At 60.9% G+C, this 19,467-nt stretch carries 17 protein-coding genes; 11 read left to right on the top strand and 6 right to left on the bottom strand.

Going from position 1 to position 19,467, the window contains the following annotated elements:
* The first annotated feature begins 315 nt into the window (after nucleotides 1–315).
* The 4 genes from CFE428DRAFT_RS28765 (at nucleotide 316) to CFE428DRAFT_RS28750 (ending at nucleotide 5,172) form a co-directional block, all read left to right on the top strand.
* Nucleotides 316–1,287: a glycosyltransferase family 2 protein gene (locus tag CFE428DRAFT_RS28765; RefSeq protein WP_006983235.1), complete on the top strand. Its 972-nt coding sequence runs from the start codon at nucleotides 316–318 to the stop codon at nucleotides 1,285–1,287.
* A 66-nt stretch (nucleotides 1,288–1,353) separates the two neighbouring features.
* Nucleotides 1,354–3,339: an asparagine synthase (glutamine-hydrolyzing) gene (gene asnB / locus CFE428DRAFT_RS28760; RefSeq protein WP_006983234.1), complete on the top strand. Its 1,986-nt coding sequence runs from the start codon at nucleotides 1,354–1,356 to the stop codon at nucleotides 3,337–3,339.
* Nucleotides 3,340–3,464: 125 nt separating this feature from the next.
* Entirely contained in the window at nucleotides 3,465–4,598 is a 1,134-nt protein-coding gene (locus CFE428DRAFT_RS28755; protein ID WP_006983233.1) for a glycosyltransferase family 4 protein, read from the top strand.
* A gap of 1 nt (nucleotide 4,599) precedes the next feature.
* Nucleotides 4,600–5,172, top strand: coding sequence for a DUF4262 domain-containing protein (locus tag CFE428DRAFT_RS28750; RefSeq protein ID WP_006983232.1), 573 nt, complete (start codon nucleotides 4,600–4,602; stop codon nucleotides 5,170–5,172).
* A 15-nt stretch (nucleotides 5,173–5,187) separates the two neighbouring features.
* Here CFE428DRAFT_RS28750 and CFE428DRAFT_RS34690 read toward each other — a convergent pair whose 3' ends face one another.
* Nucleotides 5,188–6,246, bottom strand: coding sequence for a glycosyltransferase family 4 protein (locus CFE428DRAFT_RS34690; protein WP_006983231.1), 1,059 nt, complete (start codon nucleotides 6,244–6,246; stop codon nucleotides 5,188–5,190).
* Between the two features lie 104 nt (nucleotides 6,247–6,350).
* Here CFE428DRAFT_RS34690 and CFE428DRAFT_RS28740 point away from each other — a divergent pair, with 104 nt between their 5' ends.
* The 3 genes from CFE428DRAFT_RS28740 (at nucleotide 6,351) to CFE428DRAFT_RS28735 (ending at nucleotide 9,836) form a co-directional block, all read left to right on the top strand.
* Entirely contained in the window at nucleotides 6,351–7,379 is a 1,029-nt protein-coding gene (locus CFE428DRAFT_RS28740; RefSeq protein ID WP_006983230.1) for an NAD-dependent epimerase/dehydratase family protein, read from the top strand.
* Nucleotides 7,380–7,569: 190 nt separating this feature from the next.
* On the top strand, nucleotides 7,570–7,935 hold the full coding sequence (locus CFE428DRAFT_RS37935; RefSeq protein WP_006983229.1) for a hypothetical protein: 366 nt from the start codon (nucleotides 7,570–7,572) through the stop codon (nucleotides 7,933–7,935).
* Nucleotides 7,932–9,836, top strand: coding sequence for an O-antigen ligase family protein (locus tag CFE428DRAFT_RS28735; protein WP_006983228.1), 1,905 nt, complete (start codon nucleotides 7,932–7,934; stop codon nucleotides 9,834–9,836). Before CFE428DRAFT_RS37935 ends, CFE428DRAFT_RS28735 begins: the two co-directional genes overlap by 4 nt.
* 28 nt (nucleotides 9,837–9,864) lie before the next feature.
* Here the strand turns inward: CFE428DRAFT_RS28735 and CFE428DRAFT_RS34685 are convergent, their stop codons facing one another.
* A complete protein-coding gene (locus CFE428DRAFT_RS34685; protein ID WP_162145321.1) occupies nucleotides 9,865–10,923 on the bottom strand; it encodes a vitamin K epoxide reductase family protein in 1,059 nt (352 codons plus the stop codon).
* A gap of 441 nt (nucleotides 10,924–11,364) precedes the next feature.
* Between CFE428DRAFT_RS34685 and CFE428DRAFT_RS28720 the strand changes: the two genes are divergently transcribed.
* Nucleotides 11,365–13,683 (top strand): autotransporter family protein, encoded by a 2,319-nt coding sequence (locus tag CFE428DRAFT_RS28720; protein WP_131989448.1) that lies wholly within the window; start codon nucleotides 11,365–11,367, stop codon nucleotides 13,681–13,683.
* Between the two features lie 135 nt (nucleotides 13,684–13,818).
* Here the strand turns inward: CFE428DRAFT_RS28720 and CFE428DRAFT_RS34680 are convergent, their stop codons facing one another.
* The 3 genes from CFE428DRAFT_RS34680 to CFE428DRAFT_RS37930 all read right to left on the bottom strand — a co-directional run bounded on the left by CFE428DRAFT_RS34680 (nucleotide 13,819) and on the right by CFE428DRAFT_RS37930 (nucleotide 15,767).
* Nucleotides 13,819–14,232 carry a type II secretion system protein gene (locus tag CFE428DRAFT_RS34680; protein ID WP_006983225.1) on the bottom strand — a complete coding sequence of 138 codons (414 nt, stop codon included), beginning with the start codon at nucleotides 14,230–14,232 and terminating at the stop codon, nucleotides 13,819–13,821.
* A 158-nt stretch (nucleotides 14,233–14,390) separates the two neighbouring features.
* Complete coding sequence (locus CFE428DRAFT_RS28710; RefSeq protein ID WP_006983224.1) at nucleotides 14,391–14,981, bottom strand: riboflavin synthase; 591 nt, start codon at nucleotides 14,979–14,981, stop codon at nucleotides 14,391–14,393.
* A gap of 24 nt (nucleotides 14,982–15,005) precedes the next feature.
* A complete protein-coding gene (locus tag CFE428DRAFT_RS37930) occupies nucleotides 15,006–15,767 on the bottom strand; it encodes a hypothetical protein (protein WP_157447667.1) in 762 nt (253 codons plus the stop codon).
* 126 nt (nucleotides 15,768–15,893) lie between these two features.
* On the opposite strand from CFE428DRAFT_RS37930, the gene CFE428DRAFT_RS37925 reads away from it, so the two are divergent.
* From CFE428DRAFT_RS37925 to CFE428DRAFT_RS28690, 3 genes are read left to right on the top strand one after another with little or no spacing between them, the layout of a single operon-like run.
* A complete protein-coding gene (locus CFE428DRAFT_RS37925) occupies nucleotides 15,894–17,072 on the top strand; it encodes a GNAT family N-acetyltransferase (protein WP_157447666.1) in 1,179 nt (392 codons plus the stop codon).
* A gap of 46 nt (nucleotides 17,073–17,118) precedes the next feature.
* Complete coding sequence (locus tag CFE428DRAFT_RS34675) at nucleotides 17,119–17,505, top strand: DMT family transporter (protein WP_006983221.1); 387 nt, start codon at nucleotides 17,119–17,121, stop codon at nucleotides 17,503–17,505.
* The gene (locus tag CFE428DRAFT_RS28690; RefSeq protein WP_006983220.1) at nucleotides 17,502–17,846 is read left to right on the top strand and encodes an EamA family transporter; all 345 of its coding nucleotides are present in this window, start codon (nucleotides 17,502–17,504) and stop codon (nucleotides 17,844–17,846) included. Before CFE428DRAFT_RS34675 ends, CFE428DRAFT_RS28690 begins: the two co-directional genes overlap by 4 nt.
* A gap of 78 nt (nucleotides 17,847–17,924) precedes the next feature.
* On the opposite strand, the gene CFE428DRAFT_RS28685 is transcribed toward CFE428DRAFT_RS28690, so the two are convergent.
* Nucleotides 17,925–19,334, bottom strand: a complete 1,410-nt coding sequence (locus tag CFE428DRAFT_RS28685; RefSeq protein ID WP_006983219.1) for an aspartate aminotransferase family protein — start codon at nucleotides 19,332–19,334, stop codon at nucleotides 17,925–17,927.
* Nucleotides 19,335–19,467: the final 133 nt, after the last annotated feature.

The following is a 19,467-nucleotide window of genomic DNA, read 5'->3' as shown; positions in this document are numbered from 1 at the left end:
AAAAAAATTTGGCGCTACGCGCGTTGCGTTCGGTCGGCGACCTGGAGATCGCCGCTCCCAGGTGCGCAATCCGTGGCGGCATCCCAGTTGGCGGACAAGATGTGTACGAAGATCAGGTCCCAGCCCACTACTCTACAGCGGCCGAATTTTTCCTCGCGTGCAATCGTCCACCCAAAGTCACTCTTGGGCGGCGTTAACCATCCGCCATCTCAACTGGCCAGCACGTCCCCTACGTGCGAGCCGGGCCGGCGCCCCGCATTCGCCTCTTGCCCATCCCGAGCCACCCCCATTTAATGCCCCGCTTTCCATTACTCGATGATTTCGGTCACCGTCCCAGTTTATAACGAAGCCGAAGCGCTCCCCATTCTCGCGGAGCGGGTGACCAACGTACTCATGCAACTCGGGCAGTCTTGGGAACTGATCTTCATCAACGACGGCAGCCAGGACGGCAGCGAAGAAGTCCTCGATGGTCTCGCAGAGAAAAATCCCGCCATCAAGGTCGTCCACTTCCGCCGCAATTACGGCCAGACCGCGGCGATGATGGCCGGCTTCGACTATGCGCAGGGCGAAATCATCATCCCCATGGATGGCGACCTGCAAAACGATCCGAGCGACATCCCGAAGATGCTGGCCAAGATCGAGGAAGGCTTCGACGTCTGCTCCGGCTGGCGCAAGGACCGGCAGGACAACGCGCTCCAGCGCAACATCCCGAGCATCATGGCGAACCGGCTCATTTCGTTCGTCTCGGGCGTACGGTTGCACGACTTCGGCTGCTCGCTCAAGGCCTACCGCGCCGAGGTCATCAAGAGTGTGCGGCTTTACGGCGAGATGCATCGCTTCCTCCCCATCTACGCGTACTGGCACGGCGCGAAGATTACCGAAGTCACGGTCAACCATTTCGCCCGCACCACCGGCAAATCCAAATACGGCCTCGAGCGCGTGCTCAAGGTGCTCGCCGACCTGCTGGTGGTGAAGTTCCTCGACAGCTATGCGGAGAAGCCGATGTACGTCTTCGGCACCGTGGGCCTGCTCTCGTTCTTCGTCAGCTTCCTCGCCGCGGCCTCCGCCGTTTACTTCAAATTCTGGGGCGGCAAGTCATTCATCGAAACGCCGCTGCCGCTCCTCTGCGTGATGAGCGTACTCACTGGCATCATGTGCTTCCTCATGGGCCTGCTCGCGGAAATGATCATGCGCACCTTCTACGAAAGCCAGGGGAAGAGCGTGTACACCGTGCGAGCGAAGCGGAATATGACGAATGGGAAATGCCGAATGCCGAATGTCGAATGACGAACTTCGCCATCCCGCAGTCATGACCCCTTCGTCATTCGCCATTCGCCACTCGCCATTCTCCTTATGTGCGGCATAGCCGGCTTCGTCGGCCCCGGCGACCGCGGCGTGTTGCAGCGGATGACCGACGCCATTCTCCATCGCGGACCGGATGCGGAGGGGCACTGGACCGAGGAGTCCACCGGCGTACATCTCGGCTTTCGCCGCCTGTCGATCATCGACATTAGAGGAGGCTCACAGCCGATGTGGACGGCCGACGGCGAGATCGGCGTCACCTTCAACGGCGAGATCTACAATCACGCGGAACTGCGCAAGGAATTGCAGGCTGCGGGCTGCCAGTTCCAGACCGATCACAGCGACACCGAAGTGCTACTCCACGCTTATCGCAAGTGGGGCGATAGCTTTGTCGAGCGGCTCAATGGCATGTGGGCCTTCGTCATTTACGATCGCTTTCGCAAGCGTCTCTTCGGCTCGCGGGATCGTTTTGGCAAAAAGCCGCTCTACTATTTTCACGAGGGCCAATGCTTCGGCTGGGCCAGCGAGCTTCCGGCGCTGCTCCAGCATCCCGACTGTCCGCGTGATCTCTCCACGCTCTCGCTGAAGAAATACTTCGCCTACGCCTACATCCCCGCGCCGCGCAGCATCTACGAGCGCGTGTGGAAGCTGCCCGGCGGGCACTGCTTCTCCTACGAGTTGCGCAGCGGGGAATTGAAGACGTGGAAGTATTGGGAGTTCGTGCTGGAACCGACTGCCATGGTGGGCATTCCGGGAGATGGCGGATGGCAAGTCGCCACAACCGATGGCCGCCACAACGAGCAACAGATCGATCAGTGGTGTGAACAAATTCGCGAGACCTTCGAGCGCGCGGTCAAACGCCGTCTCATGTCAGACGTGCCGCTCGGCGTCTTCCTCAGCGGCGGCATCGACAGCTCCGCCGTCGCCGCGCTCGCGGCAAAGCATGTTCCCGCGGGACAACTCAACACTTTCGCCATCGGCTTCAACGAACCGAGCTTCGATGAAAGCGCTCACGCCCGCTTCGTTGCCGAGCGCTTGGGCACTCGCCATCACGAGGAAATCCTCGACCTCGACAAATCCGTCAGCCTGTTGCCCGAGATCGTTGCCAAACTCGATGAACCGCTCGGCGATGGCTCACTGCTCCCAACCTATCTCCTCTCACGCTTCACCCGCCAGCACGTCACCGTCGCGCTCGGCGGCGATGGCGGCGATGAACTCTTCGCCGGTTACGATCCTTTCCGTGCGCTGAAGAAAGCGGAGCGCTACTCCCAGTTCGTCCCGCGGCCGGTGCACGAAGCCATCCGCCTCGTCGCTGCACGCCTGCCCGTGTCGCACCAGAACATGAGCCTCGATTTCAAGATCAAGCGCACGCTCATGGGTCTGAGCTATCCGGCGCCACTGTGGAATTCCGTGTGGATGAGCGCACTCGAACCGCGCGACCTCGCACTGCTCTTCCGCGAAGCGCCCACGGCCACACCCGACCCCAATCGGCGCTCGCCCCATGGCCACGCGCTGGCCGCCGTCGGCGATCGTGGTTATCGCGCCTATCTCGAGGAAATTTATAGCGAAGCCATCGAAGCTTGGGACCGCTGCAAGCAGCCCAACCTCATCGACCGTGCGCTGCAATTCTGGACGAACCTCTATTTGCAGGATGGCATCCTCGCCAAGGTCGACCGCGCGAGCATGATGAACTCGCTCGAGGCGCGCTCGCCCTTCCTCGACATCGAATTCGCCGACCTCGCCCGCCGCATCCCCTGGCAGCTCAAGCTCCGCGATGGCCAGACGAAGTGGATCTTGAAGAAAGCCCTCGCGCCGCTGCTTCCGCAGGAAATCATTCAGCGCAAAAAGAAAGGCTTCGGCATGCCCATCGGCCGCTGGTTGCGCGAGGGCAAATTCGAGTTCGACCACGCCCGCACCTTCCCGCACCTCGACGTCGCCTTCGCGGAAAACAAACTCGCCGCACACCTGCACGGCAAAAGCGACGAGCGTCTTTTCCTCTGGAGTTACTGGCTCCTCTCGCAGTGGATGAAGAAATGAGAAGAACACCCAACACCCAACACCCAACATCCAACACCCAATGGAAGAGGCGCGAGTGCCGTCGCTTGCGCCATTGGATGTTGGGCGTTGGATGTTGGATGTTGGATGTTTCTTGCCTTCCCTAAATGCGCATCCTCGTCCTCTGTTACGAATACCCTCCCCTCGGCGGGGGCGGCGGGCGCGTCGCGCAAAGCATCGCGCGCCAAATGGAAGCCCGTGGCCACGACGTGCGCGTGCAAACGGCCGCGCTGGGCTGGCGTCCGGACCGCGATGAAGACCACGACGTGAAAGTCTTTCGCACGCCGAGCGGCCGCCGCAAAGCGGACACCTGTAGCGTGCCCGAGATGGGATTGTATTGCCTCACCAGCTTTCTCCCTACGCTCTTCCACATTCGCGATTGGAAACCGGATGTCATTCACGCGCACTTCGCCGTGCCCACGGGTGTGCTGGCGCTCGCCGCGCATCGATTGACCGGCGTCCCCTATGTGCTTACCGCACACCTCGGCGATGTGCCCGGCGGTGTGCCCGAGCAAACGGACCGGATGTTCAAATTGATCGGCCCAGCAGCGCGGCAGATCTGGCAGCACGCGGCCGAGGCGACGGCCGTGAGCACCTTCGTGCAAGAACTGGCGGAAAAAGCATATCATCGCCCGGTCACGCGCATTCTCAATGGCATCGACCTGAATCACCGGCCCGAGCAACCGAGCGCGGTGCGGCCCACCCGGCATCTCGTCTTCGTCGGCCGTTTCAACCCGCAGAAAAATCTTCCGTTCCTCATCGGGGCTCTCGCGCGCCTTCCCAAGGACGATTGGCGCGCCACGATCGTCGGCGACGGCCCCGAGCGCGCGGTCGTCGAAGCACTCGTCGAGAAACATCGACTCCGCGAGCGCATCGCGCTCCCCGGCTGGCAATCTACGTCGCAAGTCTCCGACATCCTCGAAGACGCGGACATTCTCTGCATGCCCTCCACGAGCGAAGGCATGCCCGTCGCCGCCATTGAAGCGCTACGGGCCGGCCTCGCCATCGTGGCCAGCGACATCCCCGGCGTGCGTGATGTCGTCGAACACGAGGTGAATGGCTATCGTCTGCCGCTCGATGATACCTACGCACAAAAGCTCGGCGGCCTGCTCGAAAGCGATGAGACTTTACAAAAGATGAAACAAGCGAGTTGGGAAAAGGCGCGCGAATTTGATATCACGGCGATCGCAGACCAGTATGAGAACGTGCTGCGCAAGGCGGCCGCGATTCCAGATCGGTAACATGGCCGCCAAATACCAATCCTCACTCACCTCGCCGCAGATTCACGGCTTCGAATGGCCAGAGCCGAGGGACAAAATGGACCGAAGTGTTTTTCACGATATCCTCCACGAGGGCCGATCGATCCTCACCGTCACTCCCGATGCCAAACGTCCGGGAACACCGTGCGACCTGGCTTATTCGGTCGGATGCTATCTCAACCTCATCCATCCCGAATTCCTCATCATGGGCGTCTCCAGCGAGGCGAGCTTCCAGCTTTTGAATCTGCTCTTCGCGCAAGTGGAAGCGGGCGAACATTTCTTCGAGGATCACCCGCTGACTTACGACTTCGGCCGCGGTGAAACGAAGCTCGTCACGAAGTTCGTGCCGCAGGAACGCTACGAAAACAATCTGACCTACGCCTGTTGGTTTTATCGATCGCTCCTTTGGAACCTCCCACCCATCGCCACGCATAAATTTCCCGTGCTGCAGCTCTTTTGGCCGGATTCCGCGGGATACTATCCGTGGCACCCCGCCTGCGATCCGCAGGTCAGGAAGGTGCAAATGTTGGATGAGTATCGTCTGGGGCGGAAGTAACCAGTTCGGCCCCGCTCACGCGCGGTAGACGGCCAGCAACTTCTCCCGAATCTCCACATCGCCGCTGAGGTTCTGTTGCCGCACGTTTTCAATCAACCGCGCGCGCACCGTGACATCCGCCATCTTTTCCAGCGCCGCGGCGAGCGGTTCCGGCGAACGCGGCGGGACGAGAAATCCGTTGAATCCATCGCGCACGACATCAGCGAGTCCGCCGACAGCCGTGGACACCACTGGCCGCTCAAAGGCAAACGCCATATAGGCCACGCCGCTCTGCGAGGCCGCGACGTAAGGCAGCGCGACCACGTGCGCCTGGTTGAACACTCCCGGCAAATCTTCATCCCCGATGAATCGATGAATCACCCGCACATTCGGCATCTGCGCCACCTCGGGCGATAACTCACCTTCGCCCGCGACGAGCAGCGTAAACTTCGCCGGATCGAGCCGCCGAAACGCCTCGAGCAAATACTCCAACCCCTTGTAGGCCAGCAATCGTCCGAAGAAGAGCACCACCAACGGGCCCGACTCCGGCGGCGGCTGTTTCGCGCGCGCCCAGAGCTGATAATTCACATGCGGCAACACATGGGCGCGGGATTGCAGATATTCCGGCAATTGCGCGCGGATCGCTTCCGAATGCACGATGACCTTGCGGAAAAACACCGCTACCATCCACAGGTGCAAGCGCATGAACCCACGCTTCGCCAGCGTCTCGCCCTCGTGCGGCACCGCGTCGTGCAGCGTGATCACCGAATTGAAAAACGCGAAGAGCGGAAACAGCGGCAGCAGGACCGGCAGTTCGCTGTTCAGATGGATGGCGCGCGGCCGCCGGTCCAGAATCGTGCGGACAATCCGCCACAAATCCCCCAAGCCCCACGGCCGCACCGGGTTGAGTCGCACCTGCAGCGCTTCCCCCTCCACACAGCTCCCGTAATTGCGCACATAAATCACCTGTGACGCCGGCGTGAGCGCGTGCATCAGTGATTCCGAGTAATGCTTCATCCCGCTCGTCGGCCAGAGATTGATGAACAGCACGGGGCCGCGCTCGGAGGAAGCGGTCGGATTGGGCGGTGCGTGCATGGCGCGCGAGGTTGCCGATTTTTCTCCGCCAGACAAGAAATGGAAATGTAACATCGATTCTGCTCGCCAAGTTCACGCCGCTTCGGGATTTGTCGCCACCGTTCATGTCTCGCTACGAAAACTTGCGTAATCACCTCGCCGCCCAACCTCACTGCTGGCTCATCACCGGCGTGGCGGGGTTCATCGGCTCGCACCTGCTGGAAGCCCTGCTCAACCTGGATCAGGACGTCGAGGGAATGGACGATTTCTCCACCGGCTCGCGGAACAATCTCGATGAAGTGCGCGCGCGTGTCGGAGAAGAGCGGTGGTCGCGCTTTGCCTTTCGGGAAGAGTCGGTCGCGAATGGCGAGGCGTGCCGCTCGGCTTGCGCGGGAGTGGATTATGTTCTGCATCAGGCGGGTTTTGTCTCCGTGCCGCTGTCCTTGGAAAATCCGCTGGCCTGTCACGAAACGAATGTCACCGGCACGCTGAATATCCTCATCGCCGCACGCGAGTTGGGCGTCCGCCGGGTGGTCTATGCCAGCAGCAGCGCCGTCTATGGCAATGATGCCCGGTTGCCGAAGATCGAGGCGGAAATTGGCCAGCCGCTTTCCCCCTACGGCGCTTCGAAACGCATGGGCGAGATCTACGGCCAGATCTTCGCCGACCAGTTTGGCGTCGAATCGGTGGGGCTGCGCTATTTCAATATCTTCGGCCCGCGCCAGAATCCCGCGGGCGGTTACGCGGCGGTCATCCCGCAATGGATCCGCCGGCTGCTGCACGGCGAGGATTGCGTGATCAATGGCCACGGCGGGATCACCCGCGACTTCTGTCCCGTGGCGGATGTCGTGCAGGCGAATCTCCTGGCCGCCACGAGCGATCTGCCCAGCAAAGCGGCACGCGTCTTCAATGTCGCTCTCGGCGGCAGCACCACGCTCGATCAACTGCACGCTATGCTGGCCAGCGCCACCACCTCCCTCGGCGGCATCCAACCATTACCCCTGCGCTACGGCCCGCCCCGGGAAGGCGATATCATTCACTCCGCCGCGGATATCACCGCCATCCGCGAAGCGCTCGGCTTCGAGCCCAGCACCTCCCTCGCCACCGCCTTGGAGGAAACAACTCGCTGGTACGCCGACCACACGAAAAAGTGAGGTCGGCGATCACACTCCGAATCTGTCTCTTCAAAGATTTATCCAGCCGTTTGCGTCTCTTGGCACGATTCTCGCGGCGGAACTGTTTGGAAAAGTTACCTTGCTGCCCTTGACACGTTCATTTAGCCGGGGATAATTCCTTCCGACCTTGCGATAATAATCCTTACCTCCCGGACACGACCTCTCACCAATGAAACGTTCGATCTCCCGCTTTTTCTTCTTCACGGCTGCCGTTGCGACGGGCGCCCTTTGCTTCGGCCTCTGGTCCGCCAAGGTGCAGGCCGTCACCACCGGGAACGGCCCTTGGTGCCCGCCTAATACTTTGGCCGACCACACGACCACTGTGGATATGTGCTATCAAGGTAAAACGGTGTCGGCGGCACCCTCGACCCAAACTACCTATTTGACCCAAAAGACAGGAACCTGCGGCGCCTGCGGCACCAGTCCCACACCTGAGTCAATTACCCAAGTTCCAGACCTCATTTTTTTAAAGCCCTGTGCCTTGAACCGCGCAGGGCTTTTTTATTCTCCAAAGCTTGGTTTGTTTGCTGCATGAGCATTTTGCTGTTGATTCTTGTCATTCTGTCTCTGTCAGTCACGCAGATGCTGATGGGTGGCAACCACATCGCTTTCTGCCTGCCCGGATACGGCCTTCTCGCCTTGGCTGCGCTGCTCAGTTGGTGGCCCCGGCGGCGCACCCTGATTCCCCGCGGAGCCACGGAATGCCTCGTCGCGGCGTTGCTCTTCTGTGCCTACATTTCCATTCGCGCCCTCTTTTCGCCGGAGCAATACCTGGCGCGCACGGATCTCTACAACGCTCTTGCCGGAGTGCTGCTGTATCTTCTCGTGGCGCTCAATCTCACCTCGGCACGTTGGCGCCTGCTGCTTGTGGGTGCCATCCTCGTCCTGGCGGTGATCAACTGCGCAATCGGAGCGGTTCAGTTTACCAAAGGGGAATTCGTGCCCTTTTCATTCCTACCTCACCCGGTCTACCGCAACCGGGCGAGCGGGTTTTACGGTTACCCAAATCACCTTTCCGGCTTTTTGGAAATCGCGCTCATGTTGGGCCTCGGCGTCGCCTTCTGGAGCCGCTGCGCATCCTGGGTCAAAGTGCTTGCCGGCTACATCAGCGGCGCCACGCTGCTGGGAATCCTCATCACCGGCAGCCGGGGCGGCTACATTAGCACGACGGTCGGTCTGCTGGTCTTCGCCCTGCTCAGCCTGGTGCTGGTCGGCAAGTTGGCTTCGGGGCGTCTTCTCGGCGTCCTTTTCGCCAGCTTGCTGATCATTAGCGGAGTCGCCTGGGGCGTGAAACAGGTCATGTGGAAAAGCTCTTTCCTGCAAACGCGAGCCGAACAAACTCTCACGGTGGATGCCAGCCGCATGCGGCTCTGGCAGGCCGCATGGAAACAGTTCCGCTTGCAACCCGTGGTCGGCACCGGCAGCGGCACCTATCTTTATTACGGCCGTCAATTCCGGAATCCCGCGATTCACACCGACCCGATCCACGCCCACAACGATTATTTCGAGCTGCTCGGCGAATACGGCATCATCGGTCTGATATGCGCCGTCATCTTCGTCGAGACGCATCTCCGGCGCGGGTGGAGCTCATTGACGCGCCGCGTCGAAGAGGGAAGCATCTTCCAAGGCATCGGCAGCAATTCGCTGGCGCTCACCATCGGAGCTCTCAGTGCAGCGGCCGCCTGCCTCACCCATTGCCTGCTGGATTTCAACCTCCACATCCCCGCCAACCTGTTGACCGCAGCGGTGGTTTTCGGTTTGCTCTCCACTCCCGGCGAAGGTCCAGAGACGCATGTTTCAGAGGAAGAGCCGGGACTTTCCCCGCTCCTGCGCCTGGGATTGCCGGTCCTCGGCATATTGACGTTGGTGCGGATCCTGCCCACCGCGCCCGCAGAGTATTTCGCCGAGCGTGCACGAGCGCTCATTGCGCAAGCGCAGCGGCCGGAATCAGTCGATCTCAACATCGCCTTGGAATCCATCGCCCAGCGCGGACTGACCTGGAATCCCCATGACCCATTCCTGCACTATGCCATGGCAACAGCGCTCGCCACCCAAGGTGATCTCGCCTCCGATCCGACGAAGAAGGAGGCATTTTACACGGAGGCCGTGGAGAGTTACCGCCAGCAAGTGGCGGCGGCTCCTGGCGACGTGTACGCTCTTCTCGCGCTCGCGCAAGGCCTGGACACCGTGAAACAATTCGCCGAATCCGAACCGATCTTCGCCCGTGCTGTGGAGCTCGATCCAAAAGGAGGCTTCAGCCATCTCGCCTACGGCCAGCATTTCTTCCTCCAGGACAAACTCGCGGAAGCGGAAACGCAATTCCACCTCGCCTTTGAATTCGGAGCGTGGGAGCCCGCGCGATTCGGCCTGAATCAAGTGCAGGACAAACGGCGTGAGAAGACGGAGGGCGCCTCCCCTGCTCCCGCCACAAATTGAGACGTGTCCGGCTCTGCCCCGAGCTTGCCTATTTTTGAGAAGCGCCCGCCGGCAACGCCTTCAAAGCATTGTCGACCCGCTTGGCAAGCGCTTCGTAGGTCAGCGGACCTTCGACCCGCCGGCCATTGATGAAGACCCCAGGCGCGCCGGGCAGTGCCAGGTCGGTCGCTTCACGGAGACCGGCCGCCACGATTTCGCGCGGTCGGTCCGACTGCAGGCAAGCTTGGAAGCGTTGCGGATCCAGGCCGAGAGAGGAAGCGAGTTCGAGCAGCTTGGTATCACTTAGGTCGCCTCCCTCGTTGAACAGTTTATCATGATACTTCCAAAAGGCCCCCTGCTCTGCCGCGCACTCGGAGGCCATGGCTGCTGGCCACGCACGCGGATGGCCCGCCAGCGGAAAATGGCGGTACAGCATCGCGACCTTCTGGGGAAAATTATCCTCGAGATGCTGGAGGACAGGGGCCAGTTGACGACAGAAGCCGCATTGAAAATCCGAATAGACGACGATTTGCACCGGAGCGTTCGCCGGACCCAGACGATGGGCCGTCGCCAGATCGACCAGTTGCAGGCCAGTCGGCCCCTGCGATTCCATTCCTTTTCCCGTAGCGAATATCAATGTGGGGAACATGGCAAAGAGCGCCAGTGTCCAAGCGGAGGAGGAGGACACGCCGGCCGAACCGGACCCCACCACGGATCTGGCCCGCCAAGCCGTCACCACCGAAGCCGCCACGATCACCGCAGACGTCGTGCACAAAGGACAAAAGGCGTGCAGCTTGAAAAACTGCAAATACATGAGGCCCAGAGAAAACGTCAGGCCGGCCAGCATGACCCAAACCAATACATCCATCAGCCAAAGTCGCAAGCGGAGCGAAGCGATGGCACTCACCGCCAGCCACAGAACAAGGAGAAACCCGTAAAACGCCAGGCCAAACCAAGCCAGGGGGATACCCCGGATGGTGGCAAACTGACTACCGAGAACGGTTTCGCACCCTCCCCGCGGCGGACAAAAAAAGGAATGAAGCCCCGCATCCTTCTGCAACAGCAGAAAACAGAGGCTGACACCCAGCCACGCGAGCAGAGAACCCAAACGCACCGACGGGGGAACCTCCAGCCGGGCGGCAGATGAGGAATCGGGAGTCGACGGTCGAAGTAGGTCTGAATTCCCCATGGTATGCGGATGGTAGGCGGGCAGCCCAAATCCACGCACAAAACAACCGCCTTGTCGCGCAAAACCTCTGTCCGACAAGCCAACCAAAGCGCCACGTCCAACTCGAAAAGCGCCCGTCGTCAGCCCCTCAACCGCTTGGAGAACCATCGCTTAAAATTTACGGCCTCCCCCTGTAAAAAGCTTGATCATGCCACTCTTATCCACATACTCGCGCCAGCTTACGCGACTTTATATCGCGTTCCGATTCAGTACAAGTGAAAAAATTTTACTCGTACTCGCCCGAACAGATATGAAGCGCGGCCGATGGTTTTGCACCGCAAAATCTCAATAATCCATACCGTAACCCTTTTTCTCCACGTGATGAAAGCTGCCAAACGCCCCCCTATCCTCCGCACCTCCGCTGTCGCCCTTCTTGCCTTGGTGGCCTTGTACCCCTCCGCCACGCGCGCCACGACGCTGACTTGGACAGGGCAGGTCAACAATTTCTGGGAAACGAACGCTTTTTCCAGCCCCACCAACTGGAATCCGAACACGCTGACACCCACGTCAGACACGTCGGTCTCCGACCTCATTTTTACCGGCTCCAGAAACACGAACTCAGTGAATGATGGCCCGGCTGCGACGGTGCTCAATTCGCTGACCTTCGACCAGAATGCCTCAAAATTCGTCCTCAGCGGCAATGCGATCCTCATTCAGGGTGGCGGGTTTATCATCAACAATTCCAAAAACCTGCAGGTCATCAGCTTTTCCGACAATGTGGGCGTAGGCGGTATCGAATTTTCGAACACGCCCTTCTTCGGCGGCCCCACTTTCTCGTCGACCACCGTGACGGCGGCGAGCGGGGATCTTCTCATCACGAGCAACATCTCGATTGATAGCCCGCTGGCCCTGACGTTCGACGGCTCGCACAATATCACGGTCACCGGCGTCATCGCCGACACCGCGGCGGGCGGCGGCACGATCGTCAAAAACGGTAGTGGCACACTGACCCTGACCGCCAACAATACGTTGCCCGGCAACACGACGATCAACGCCGGCGTGCTACAGTTGGACGGCTCCCTTGCAAGCCAGCAGACCATTGTCAATTCTGGCGGCACGCTGACCGGTGTCGGCCGGGTCGGCGGCGCGCTCTACAACAACGGCATCGTCGCGCCGGGCGATAATGGCATCGGCACGCTGACCGTGGGCGGCAACTATACTCAAACCAAGAATGGCACGTTGATCATCGAGATCAATGGCAGCAAATCCCACGATCTCGTCGTCGTCGGACAGCGCGCCAACATCGATGGTACTCTGCGCATCGAGAACGTGGGAGGTGGCTCCCTGCTTAAGCCCGGCCAACGAGTGGATATCCTCACGGCCGCCCGCGGCGTCAGCGGCACGTTCAACGATACCACCCACGGCGACACTATCCAGCTGGTCAGTGTAACCTATACTTCCAACGCGGTACAGCTCGAGGGGCTGACGGATCCTTTCGGAAGTTATGCCAAGGGTGCCGGTCTCACGCCAAACCAGATCTCCGTGGCCCAAGGCCTCGACAAAGTCGCTTTCCGCAATACGCAGCCGAAGCTCATTGGCTTCCTGGTCAACGAACCTCTCTCCAATCTCCCGAGCGACTTCGACCGAATCGCGCCGGAAGAGCTGAGCTCCATCTACACCATCGGCGTCGCCCTGGCCAATGTGCAGACGGCCAACCTGCAGCGCCGCACGGAAGACATCCGCAATGGTTCCCACGGCTTCAGCGCCGCTGGCTTCGCCACTGCTGGCAGCGGCCCGCTCTATAGCGGCGGCCTCGCTGGCCCGAACGGCAACGATGGCAAGGAGAGCAAGGAAGTGAAGAATGTCGTCCCCGAAGAGAATCGCTGGGGCGCCTTCATCACCGGCGTGGGTGAATGGGTCAACGTGAGCGGCGACAACAATGCGCGCGGCTACGACGTCACCACTGGCGGCTTCACCGTCGGCGCGGACTACAAGGTCACGCCCAACTTTGCGGTTGGCTTGAGCGCTGGCTACGCCGGCACCGGCACAGACCTCAATCGCGGCAGCCGCGTCTGGGTCAACGGCGGCAAGCTCGGTCTGTATGCCACTTATTTCACCGGCGGCGGCTTCTACGTCGATACCGCGGTCACCGGCGGCTACAACAGCTACGATACCCGTCGGAGCGCCCTGCAGGGCACCGCTCGCGGCACTACCGATGGCGGCGAACTCAACGTGCTCTTCGGCACCGGTTACGACATCAAGTCCGGCAACTGGACCTTCGGCCCGACTGCCAGCTTCCAATACACCTACCTCGGCATCAGCGACTTCACCGAACATGGCTCACTCGCTCCGCTGTCCTTCCGCTCGCAGCATCAGGATTCCCTGCGCACGGCCTTCGGCGGGCGCGTTGCCTACGACTGGAAAATCGGTGGCGTGATCATCCGTCCGGAACTGCGCGCGGCCTGGCAGCATGAATTCGGTGATGACCGTTACGCGATTGACTCCAGCTTCGCTGGTGGCAATGGCGACCTCTTCACTGTCACCGGACCGCGTCTCGGCCGCGACAGCCTGCTCCTCGGCGCCGGCTTTGCCATTCTCTGGAACGACCGCATTTCGACCTACGTCTATTATGATGGCGAACTCGGCCGCGAAAACTACGAGGCGCAAAACGTCTCCGGTGGCGTCCGCGTCTCGTTCTAAAACCCTTTCCTGACGCTCAGGAAAGCAACCACCATTCCGAAAGGACGCCGCACCCGCGGCGTCCTTTCCTTTTGCCCACGAGTCGTGGCCGTCGCTTTCGATCGACGTATCAGCCACCAATCCCGTCGAAAAGGCTCAAGGAGCAAACGGCGACCAGAAGTCGTTCGGAGCCACGTCCGAGAGCGACGCAAAGCTGGCCGAAGCGAGCTTGGGCATGCTGTCCACCGAGAAAGATCCGTCGCTGAAAAGGTTCCCGAGGATGTCCCGGCCATTGGAATTCGCGAGGATGCTGTTGTCCTTGAGATAAGGCCGGATATCGCTCCATCCCGCAGAATCCCCCGCGGATTTGGAGTGCTCGATCGCATAAAGATCGAGCGCGCCATCGATCAGGCGCAGATCGTCAAGGATGCGCGTCGCCTGGGCACGCTTGCGCGCCCGGAAAAAATTGGGCAAGGCAATCGCGGCAATCATCGCAATCAAAGCGACGACCAACATGATCTCGACCAGAGTAAAGGCTCGAGTGGAACGGTAACGGATGGGCGGTTTCATGCCCTTTTCATTAGCAACCAGCAATCCCGGCCCATTACGGAGTAGTGCGTATTTTTACCCCCGGAAAATCCCGGAGGAGGCCGTCGCGCCTTCCTTTAAAGACCTCAAAGCGCCGCACTTCCCTCCCTCGCCCAAAACCCACGAGCAAACTTGTCCGATTAGCGCGTGGCCACAATCCGCTCGACGTATTTGGCCAGCAGATCGAATTCCAAATTCACCAATTCCCCCGCTTTCTTCGCGCGCAGGTTCGTGACCGAAAGCGTATGCGGAATGATCCAGACGACAAAGCTCGGGTCGCGCACTTCCGCCACCGTGAGGCTGATGCCGTCGATCGCGATCGAACCCTTGAAAGCCACATAGCGGGCGAATTCCGCCGGCAACGCGATCTCCAGCCGGTAGTCCGCCTTCACCTGCTCGAAAGCCAGCACACGACTCGTGGTGTCCACGTGCCCTTGCACGAAATGCCCCCCGAGACGCGCGTGAGCCGCGAGGGCCCGCTCGAGATTCACCGGCGCACCGGGGGTGAGAGCACCGAGATTCGTCCGCGCCAAAGTCTCCTCCAGCAAATCAAACGCCAGAGTCTGCCCTTCGTGCGCGGTGACGGTGAGGCAGCAACCATTCACGGCGACGCTATCGCCGAGATGCACATCTCCCGTGACCAGCGGCGCGCGCACGGTGAGCCGCGCTCCCTCCGCGGAGCGCGCGAGCGCGAGGAGTTCGCCTGTTTCTTCGACCAAGCCGGTGAACATAATCTCCAGACGATAGCCGCGCGATCAGTGCAGCGGCGAGATAAACACACGCATGACATTCACGCGGCCGCCGGGGAAATACCACCGCGGCTCGTACTCGAAGCTCCGCTCGCTGGCGCGATAGAAGACCCAGGCCGACTCATTCGGATAGTTCGGGTCGTAGACGGTGAAAGTCATGTTCCCCTGCGCTTCCCGCCGCACGGCGTAGACAACGACGACGTGATTCATGTGCGGAAAACGCGCCAGGTAAATGGCGCGCAATTGCCCACGATCGATCGACTCCGCCAGCCAGCGCGCCGCCGCCGCCTGCCCTGCGCGCAAGTGCCCCATGCACATCCGCCAATTGCCCAGTCGAAAGTAGCTCGGCAGCCAGTTGCCGAGGTCGTCCTTCAGCAACCCCTCGTAAGCCACCGAAAAGTCGTGCAGGTCCACGTAGCCGGGAATGACGATCTTTTCCTTCGGCCCCTTGCTCCAGACCGGGATGCGGCAGACCGCCTTGATGCGCCGGCCATACTCCTCGCGCGAGACGCGCGACTGTTTCGGCTCAAAGCGGGCAAATTGATGAAACTGAATCACCGCGCGGGAAAGGACGAAACACCGATGGGCGAACTCCACCGGCTTGTCGCGATGGCTGATGTGCAGGACGCCTTGCTCGTCCACGCCGTACTGCCAGAGCGTGTCGTTCGAGAAGGCGAAGGTGTCCCGATGGAGGTTGAAGTCGGTGGCGGCCCGGGCGGAGGCCACGGCGCACAGAACGAGGAACAAAATGCAAAGGCGTTGTTTCACGAAGGGCTCACGAGTCGCCGCAATCAGGCCCACTTGTCAACGCCACAGCGCAATTTGCCCTCGATTCGCCCTTATTTGGCGCGTGCAATTGCCGGAAACGAAGGCATTTTCACCGCCAATCAACGCATGAATCCAAGTCCCGAATTTCCGACGGCTAACGGTCGTGTCCGTGTCGCGCCGCTGGCGGAAGTACGAGAAATGGATGCCTGGCAGCAGGGTCTGCGCAACCACACCAAGGATCACCGCTATTACGAGATCGTCGCTGATACGCTCGGGTTCGATTGCCGCGCCTTCGTGCTGGAAGATTCCAGCGGGCGCGTGCTCGCTACCCAGCCTTTCTTCTTCGTCGAGCAAGACTTGGTCGTGACGGCGCCCGCCTGGATTCAAGCCCCGGTCGGATTCGTGCGACGGGCGTTTCCAAGCTTCCTGCGCCTCAAGATGCTCATGCTCGGCTGCGCCGCGGGCGAAGGCAGCCTCGTCCGGACGGAAGGCCCGGCGGCTCTCGTCGAAGCCTTGCGAGCAACGGTGCTGAAAGCGGCGCGCGCCTTTGGCGCGAAGCTGGTCGTGTGGAAGGATTTTCCCTCCGGCGAACGGACCGCGCTGAAAAGCCTGCGCAGCGGCCCCGCGGGCACGCGCTATGTGCAGATCGCCAGCATGCCGGCCACGCGCATGAATTTCGACTTCGCGACCTTCGATGAATACCTCGAGCGCCGTCTCAGCCGCGTGACCCGGAAGAGCGTGCGCCGCAAATACAAGGTGCTGGCCGATGCGCCCCCGATCACGATGACGGTGACGAACACCCTCGGGGAAGAAATGGACGAAGCTCTCGCCCTCTATGAGCAAGTCTTCGCGCGCTCCTCGCTGCAGTTCGAACGCCTCAATCGGGAATTTCTCCGGCAACTCAGCGCACGTCTGCCGGAACGGGTGCGCTATTTCCTCTGGCGGCAGGAAGGCCGACTGGTCGCCTTCAGTCTTTGTCTCGTTCACGACGGCGCGATCTACGACGAATATCTGGGCCTCGACTATCGCATCGCCCTCGACCTGCACCTCTACTTCGTCACCTTCCGCGACGTGCTCACCTGGGCGCTCAGCCAGGGGTTGAAATCGTATTGCTCCACGCCGCTCAGCTACGACCCGAAGTTTCACCTCGGTTTCGATCTCGCCCCGCTCGACCTCTACTTCGCCCTGCCCTGGCCGTGGATGAACGTGCTCGCCCAGCCGTTCATGCGCTACATGAGCCCGACGCGAGCGGAACCAGTCCTCGCCTCCTTCGCCAACGCCAGCGAGATGGAACCCGCGATGTAAAGCCGCCCCCCGCACCGGGCTTTGTCATTCGACATTCGTCATTCCCTTGTCCCGCCTGCTCAACCCCTATCTTCAGCTCGTCTTCACCGTCGCGCTCGTCACCATCGCCGAACTGCTCCTGAAACAAGGCGCGATGGAAACCGCTCCAGCGAATGCCCATTGGCTGGGCCTCTCGTCGCTCCCCTCGCCTCACGTCTGGGGCGGCGCCGTCCTGCTCGTCCTCAGCAGCATCACCTGGATTTTCGTCCTGCGCGCGCTGCCGCTCTATCTCGCTTTCACCCTGAGCAGCGTCGTGCATGTCACCATCCCGGTTTGTTCCTGGCTAGTGCTCGGGGAAAAGATTCTGGCCACGCGCTGGGCGGGCATCGCACTCGTGCTCACCGGCATCTGGATCATCGCCCGGCCGGCCAGCAAGGTGGAGGAAAGCGCGTGAGCGGCAGGCTGCTCGGGCTGCTCATCGGCTGCCAGGTGATTCTCGTGGTCAGCCAGCTTTTCCTCAAGCACGCCATGAATCTTTACACGCAGACGCCCAAGCCATGGCCGCGCGTCATTTTCTTCGGCGGCCTTTTCATCGCGGCGATGACGCTTTGGTTCCTGCTCTGGCTCGGCTTTTTGCAAGTGATGCCGCTGAGCAAAGTATTGCCTTGGGAAGGCCTGAGCCCCGTGCTTCTCGTCCTCGGCGCGGCCCTCTTCCTTCACGAAAAAGTCTCCAGCGCCGCGTGGCTGGGCATCGTGTTCATCTCCGTCGGCGTAGTGCTGGTCTCGCTGAGCTAAAACCGGGGGACGCGCTCCGGCGCGTTCCCACTCTTTACGCGATCAATTAGAGAACACGCAGGAGCGTGTCCCTCCGCTCTATCGCTCCGCCGCAGCGAGCTCGACCGTTGAGCGTTGGAGCGAGTGCTTGATGAAATTCGCGCCGAGGTCCCAGATCGGGCCGGGGAAGCTGCGGCAATCCGCCAGCACGGAATCGAGGGCGGTGACGAATCGATCGATCTCGCGTTCGCCGATGATGAGCGGCGGCAAAATCTTGATCACGTCCATCGCATGTCCCGCAAGCTGGGTGAGGATGCGATGCCGCTGGAACAGCGAGGTCACGAGCATCTGCGCAAAGAGCTCGCGCTCGACCTTGTGCAACAGCTTCCAGCCCATGCGCGCGGACAGTTCGCTTGGCTCGTGAAATTCGATGGCGATCATCAAGCCCTTCCCGCGCACCTGCTTGATGAGCGAATGCTTCTTCTTCAGCTCTTCGATGCGGGCGACGAGCTTCGCGCCCATTTCCTGCGCGCGCTCCACGAGGCCTTCATCGTCGAGTACCTGCAACGTCGCCAGACCACAGGCCATGGCGAGGTTGTTGCGACCGAAAGTCGAGGAGTGCACCACGCAACGATCCAGGCGGCTGAAAACCTTCTGGTAAATCGAGCGCCGCGCAACCACTGCCGCGACCGGCACATAGCCACCGCTCAGTGATTTCGCGACGGTGATGATATCCGGCTCCAGCCCCCAGTGCTCGAAGCCCCACCACTTGCCGGTGCGGCCGAGACCGGTCTGCACTTCATCGCAAATAAGCAACGTGCCGTACTTGCGGCAGAGCTTCTGCGCTTCGCGATAGTAATCGTCCGTCGGATAGTTGACGCCCTTGCCTTGCACCGGCTCGACGATGAACGCGGCGACGTCCTTGCGCGAGAGGTGCTGTTCGAGTTCGGCGAGATCGCCCATCTTCACCCGCACGCAATTGTCGAGCAACGGTCCAAAACCTTCACGGAAATGTTCGTCGCCCATGACCGACAACGCGCCATTCGAAAGCCCATGGAACGAGCTGTGCAGCGAGATGAGCCCCGCGCGCCCCGTGGCGGCCCGGGCAAATTTGATCGCGCCTTCGTTCGACTCCGCGCCCGAGTTGCAGAAGAAAACCGCGTCGAGGTGCGGCGGCAGTTTCTTGAGCACCGCCTCGGCGAGCAATCCGCTGAGCAGCGAGCAATCCATCTGCACCATGTTCGGCAGGTCCATGTCCAGCACGTCGGTGATGGCCTTCTGGACGACCGGATGGTTGCGGCCGATGTTAAACACACTGTAGCCGCTGAGAAAATCCAGGTAGTCGCGCTCGTCCAGGTCGTAGAGATACGCGCCTTGCGCCCGGGCGTAGACTTGATTGAAGCCGATAATCTGCTGCACCCGCACCAGAGTGGGGTTCAGGTGCTTCTCGTGCAGTTTGTAGTTTTCACCCAGGCGAGCGGTGATGAGGCTCTTCAGGTCGAGCGGCATGTCGGCGCGCACAATACGCGGTGTTTGCCGAATGGCGAGCGAAAGTCTGTTTTCTGCAGGGTGTTTAAGATGAATGGAAATTCAGTTTCCGCGCGGCGAGAGAGCCGAGGACCCGTCCAGGCTCACGCGGAGA

The organism is Chthoniobacter flavus Ellin428, from assembly GCF_000173075.1.
Taxonomy (GTDB): domain Bacteria; phylum Verrucomicrobiota; class Verrucomicrobiia; order Chthoniobacterales; family Chthoniobacteraceae; genus Chthoniobacter; species Chthoniobacter flavus.
This window is presented reverse-complemented; position numbering and strand designations above follow the sequence as displayed.

Excerpts from the sequence above, each read along its gene's own strand:
- CFE428DRAFT_RS28765 (WP_006983235.1), top strand. The coding sequence starts at position 316 with ATGATTTCGGTCACCGTCCCAGTTTATAACGAAGCCGAAGCGCTCCCC.
- asnB (WP_006983234.1), top strand. The coding sequence starts at position 1,354 with ATGTGCGGCATAGCCGGCTTCGTCGGCCCCGGCGACCGCGGCGTGTTG.
- CFE428DRAFT_RS28755 (WP_006983233.1), top strand. The coding sequence starts at position 3,465 with ATGCGCATCCTCGTCCTCTGTTACGAATACCCTCCCCTCGGCGGGGGC.
- CFE428DRAFT_RS28750 (WP_006983232.1), top strand. The coding sequence starts at position 4,600 with ATGGCCGCCAAATACCAATCCTCACTCACCTCGCCGCAGATTCACGGC.
- CFE428DRAFT_RS34690 (WP_006983231.1), bottom strand. The coding sequence starts at position 6,246 with ATGCACGCACCGCCCAATCCGACCGCTTCCTCCGAGCGCGGCCCCGTG.
- CFE428DRAFT_RS28740 (WP_006983230.1), top strand. The coding sequence starts at position 6,351 with ATGTCTCGCTACGAAAACTTGCGTAATCACCTCGCCGCCCAACCTCAC.
- CFE428DRAFT_RS37935 (WP_006983229.1), top strand. The coding sequence starts at position 7,570 with ATGAAACGTTCGATCTCCCGCTTTTTCTTCTTCACGGCTGCCGTTGCG.
- CFE428DRAFT_RS28735 (WP_006983228.1), top strand. The coding sequence starts at position 7,932 with ATGAGCATTTTGCTGTTGATTCTTGTCATTCTGTCTCTGTCAGTCACG.
- CFE428DRAFT_RS28720 (WP_131989448.1), top strand. The coding sequence starts at position 11,365 with ATGAAAGCTGCCAAACGCCCCCCTATCCTCCGCACCTCCGCTGTCGCC.
- CFE428DRAFT_RS34680 (WP_006983225.1), bottom strand. The coding sequence starts at position 14,232 with ATGAAACCGCCCATCCGTTACCGTTCCACTCGAGCCTTTACTCTGGTC.
- CFE428DRAFT_RS28710 (WP_006983224.1), bottom strand. The coding sequence starts at position 14,981 with ATGTTCACCGGCTTGGTCGAAGAAACAGGCGAACTCCTCGCGCTCGCG.
- CFE428DRAFT_RS37925 (WP_157447666.1), top strand. The coding sequence starts at position 15,894 with ATGAATCCAAGTCCCGAATTTCCGACGGCTAACGGTCGTGTCCGTGTC.
- CFE428DRAFT_RS28685 (WP_006983219.1), bottom strand. The coding sequence starts at position 19,334 with ATGCCGCTCGACCTGAAGAGCCTCATCACCGCTCGCCTGGGTGAAAAC.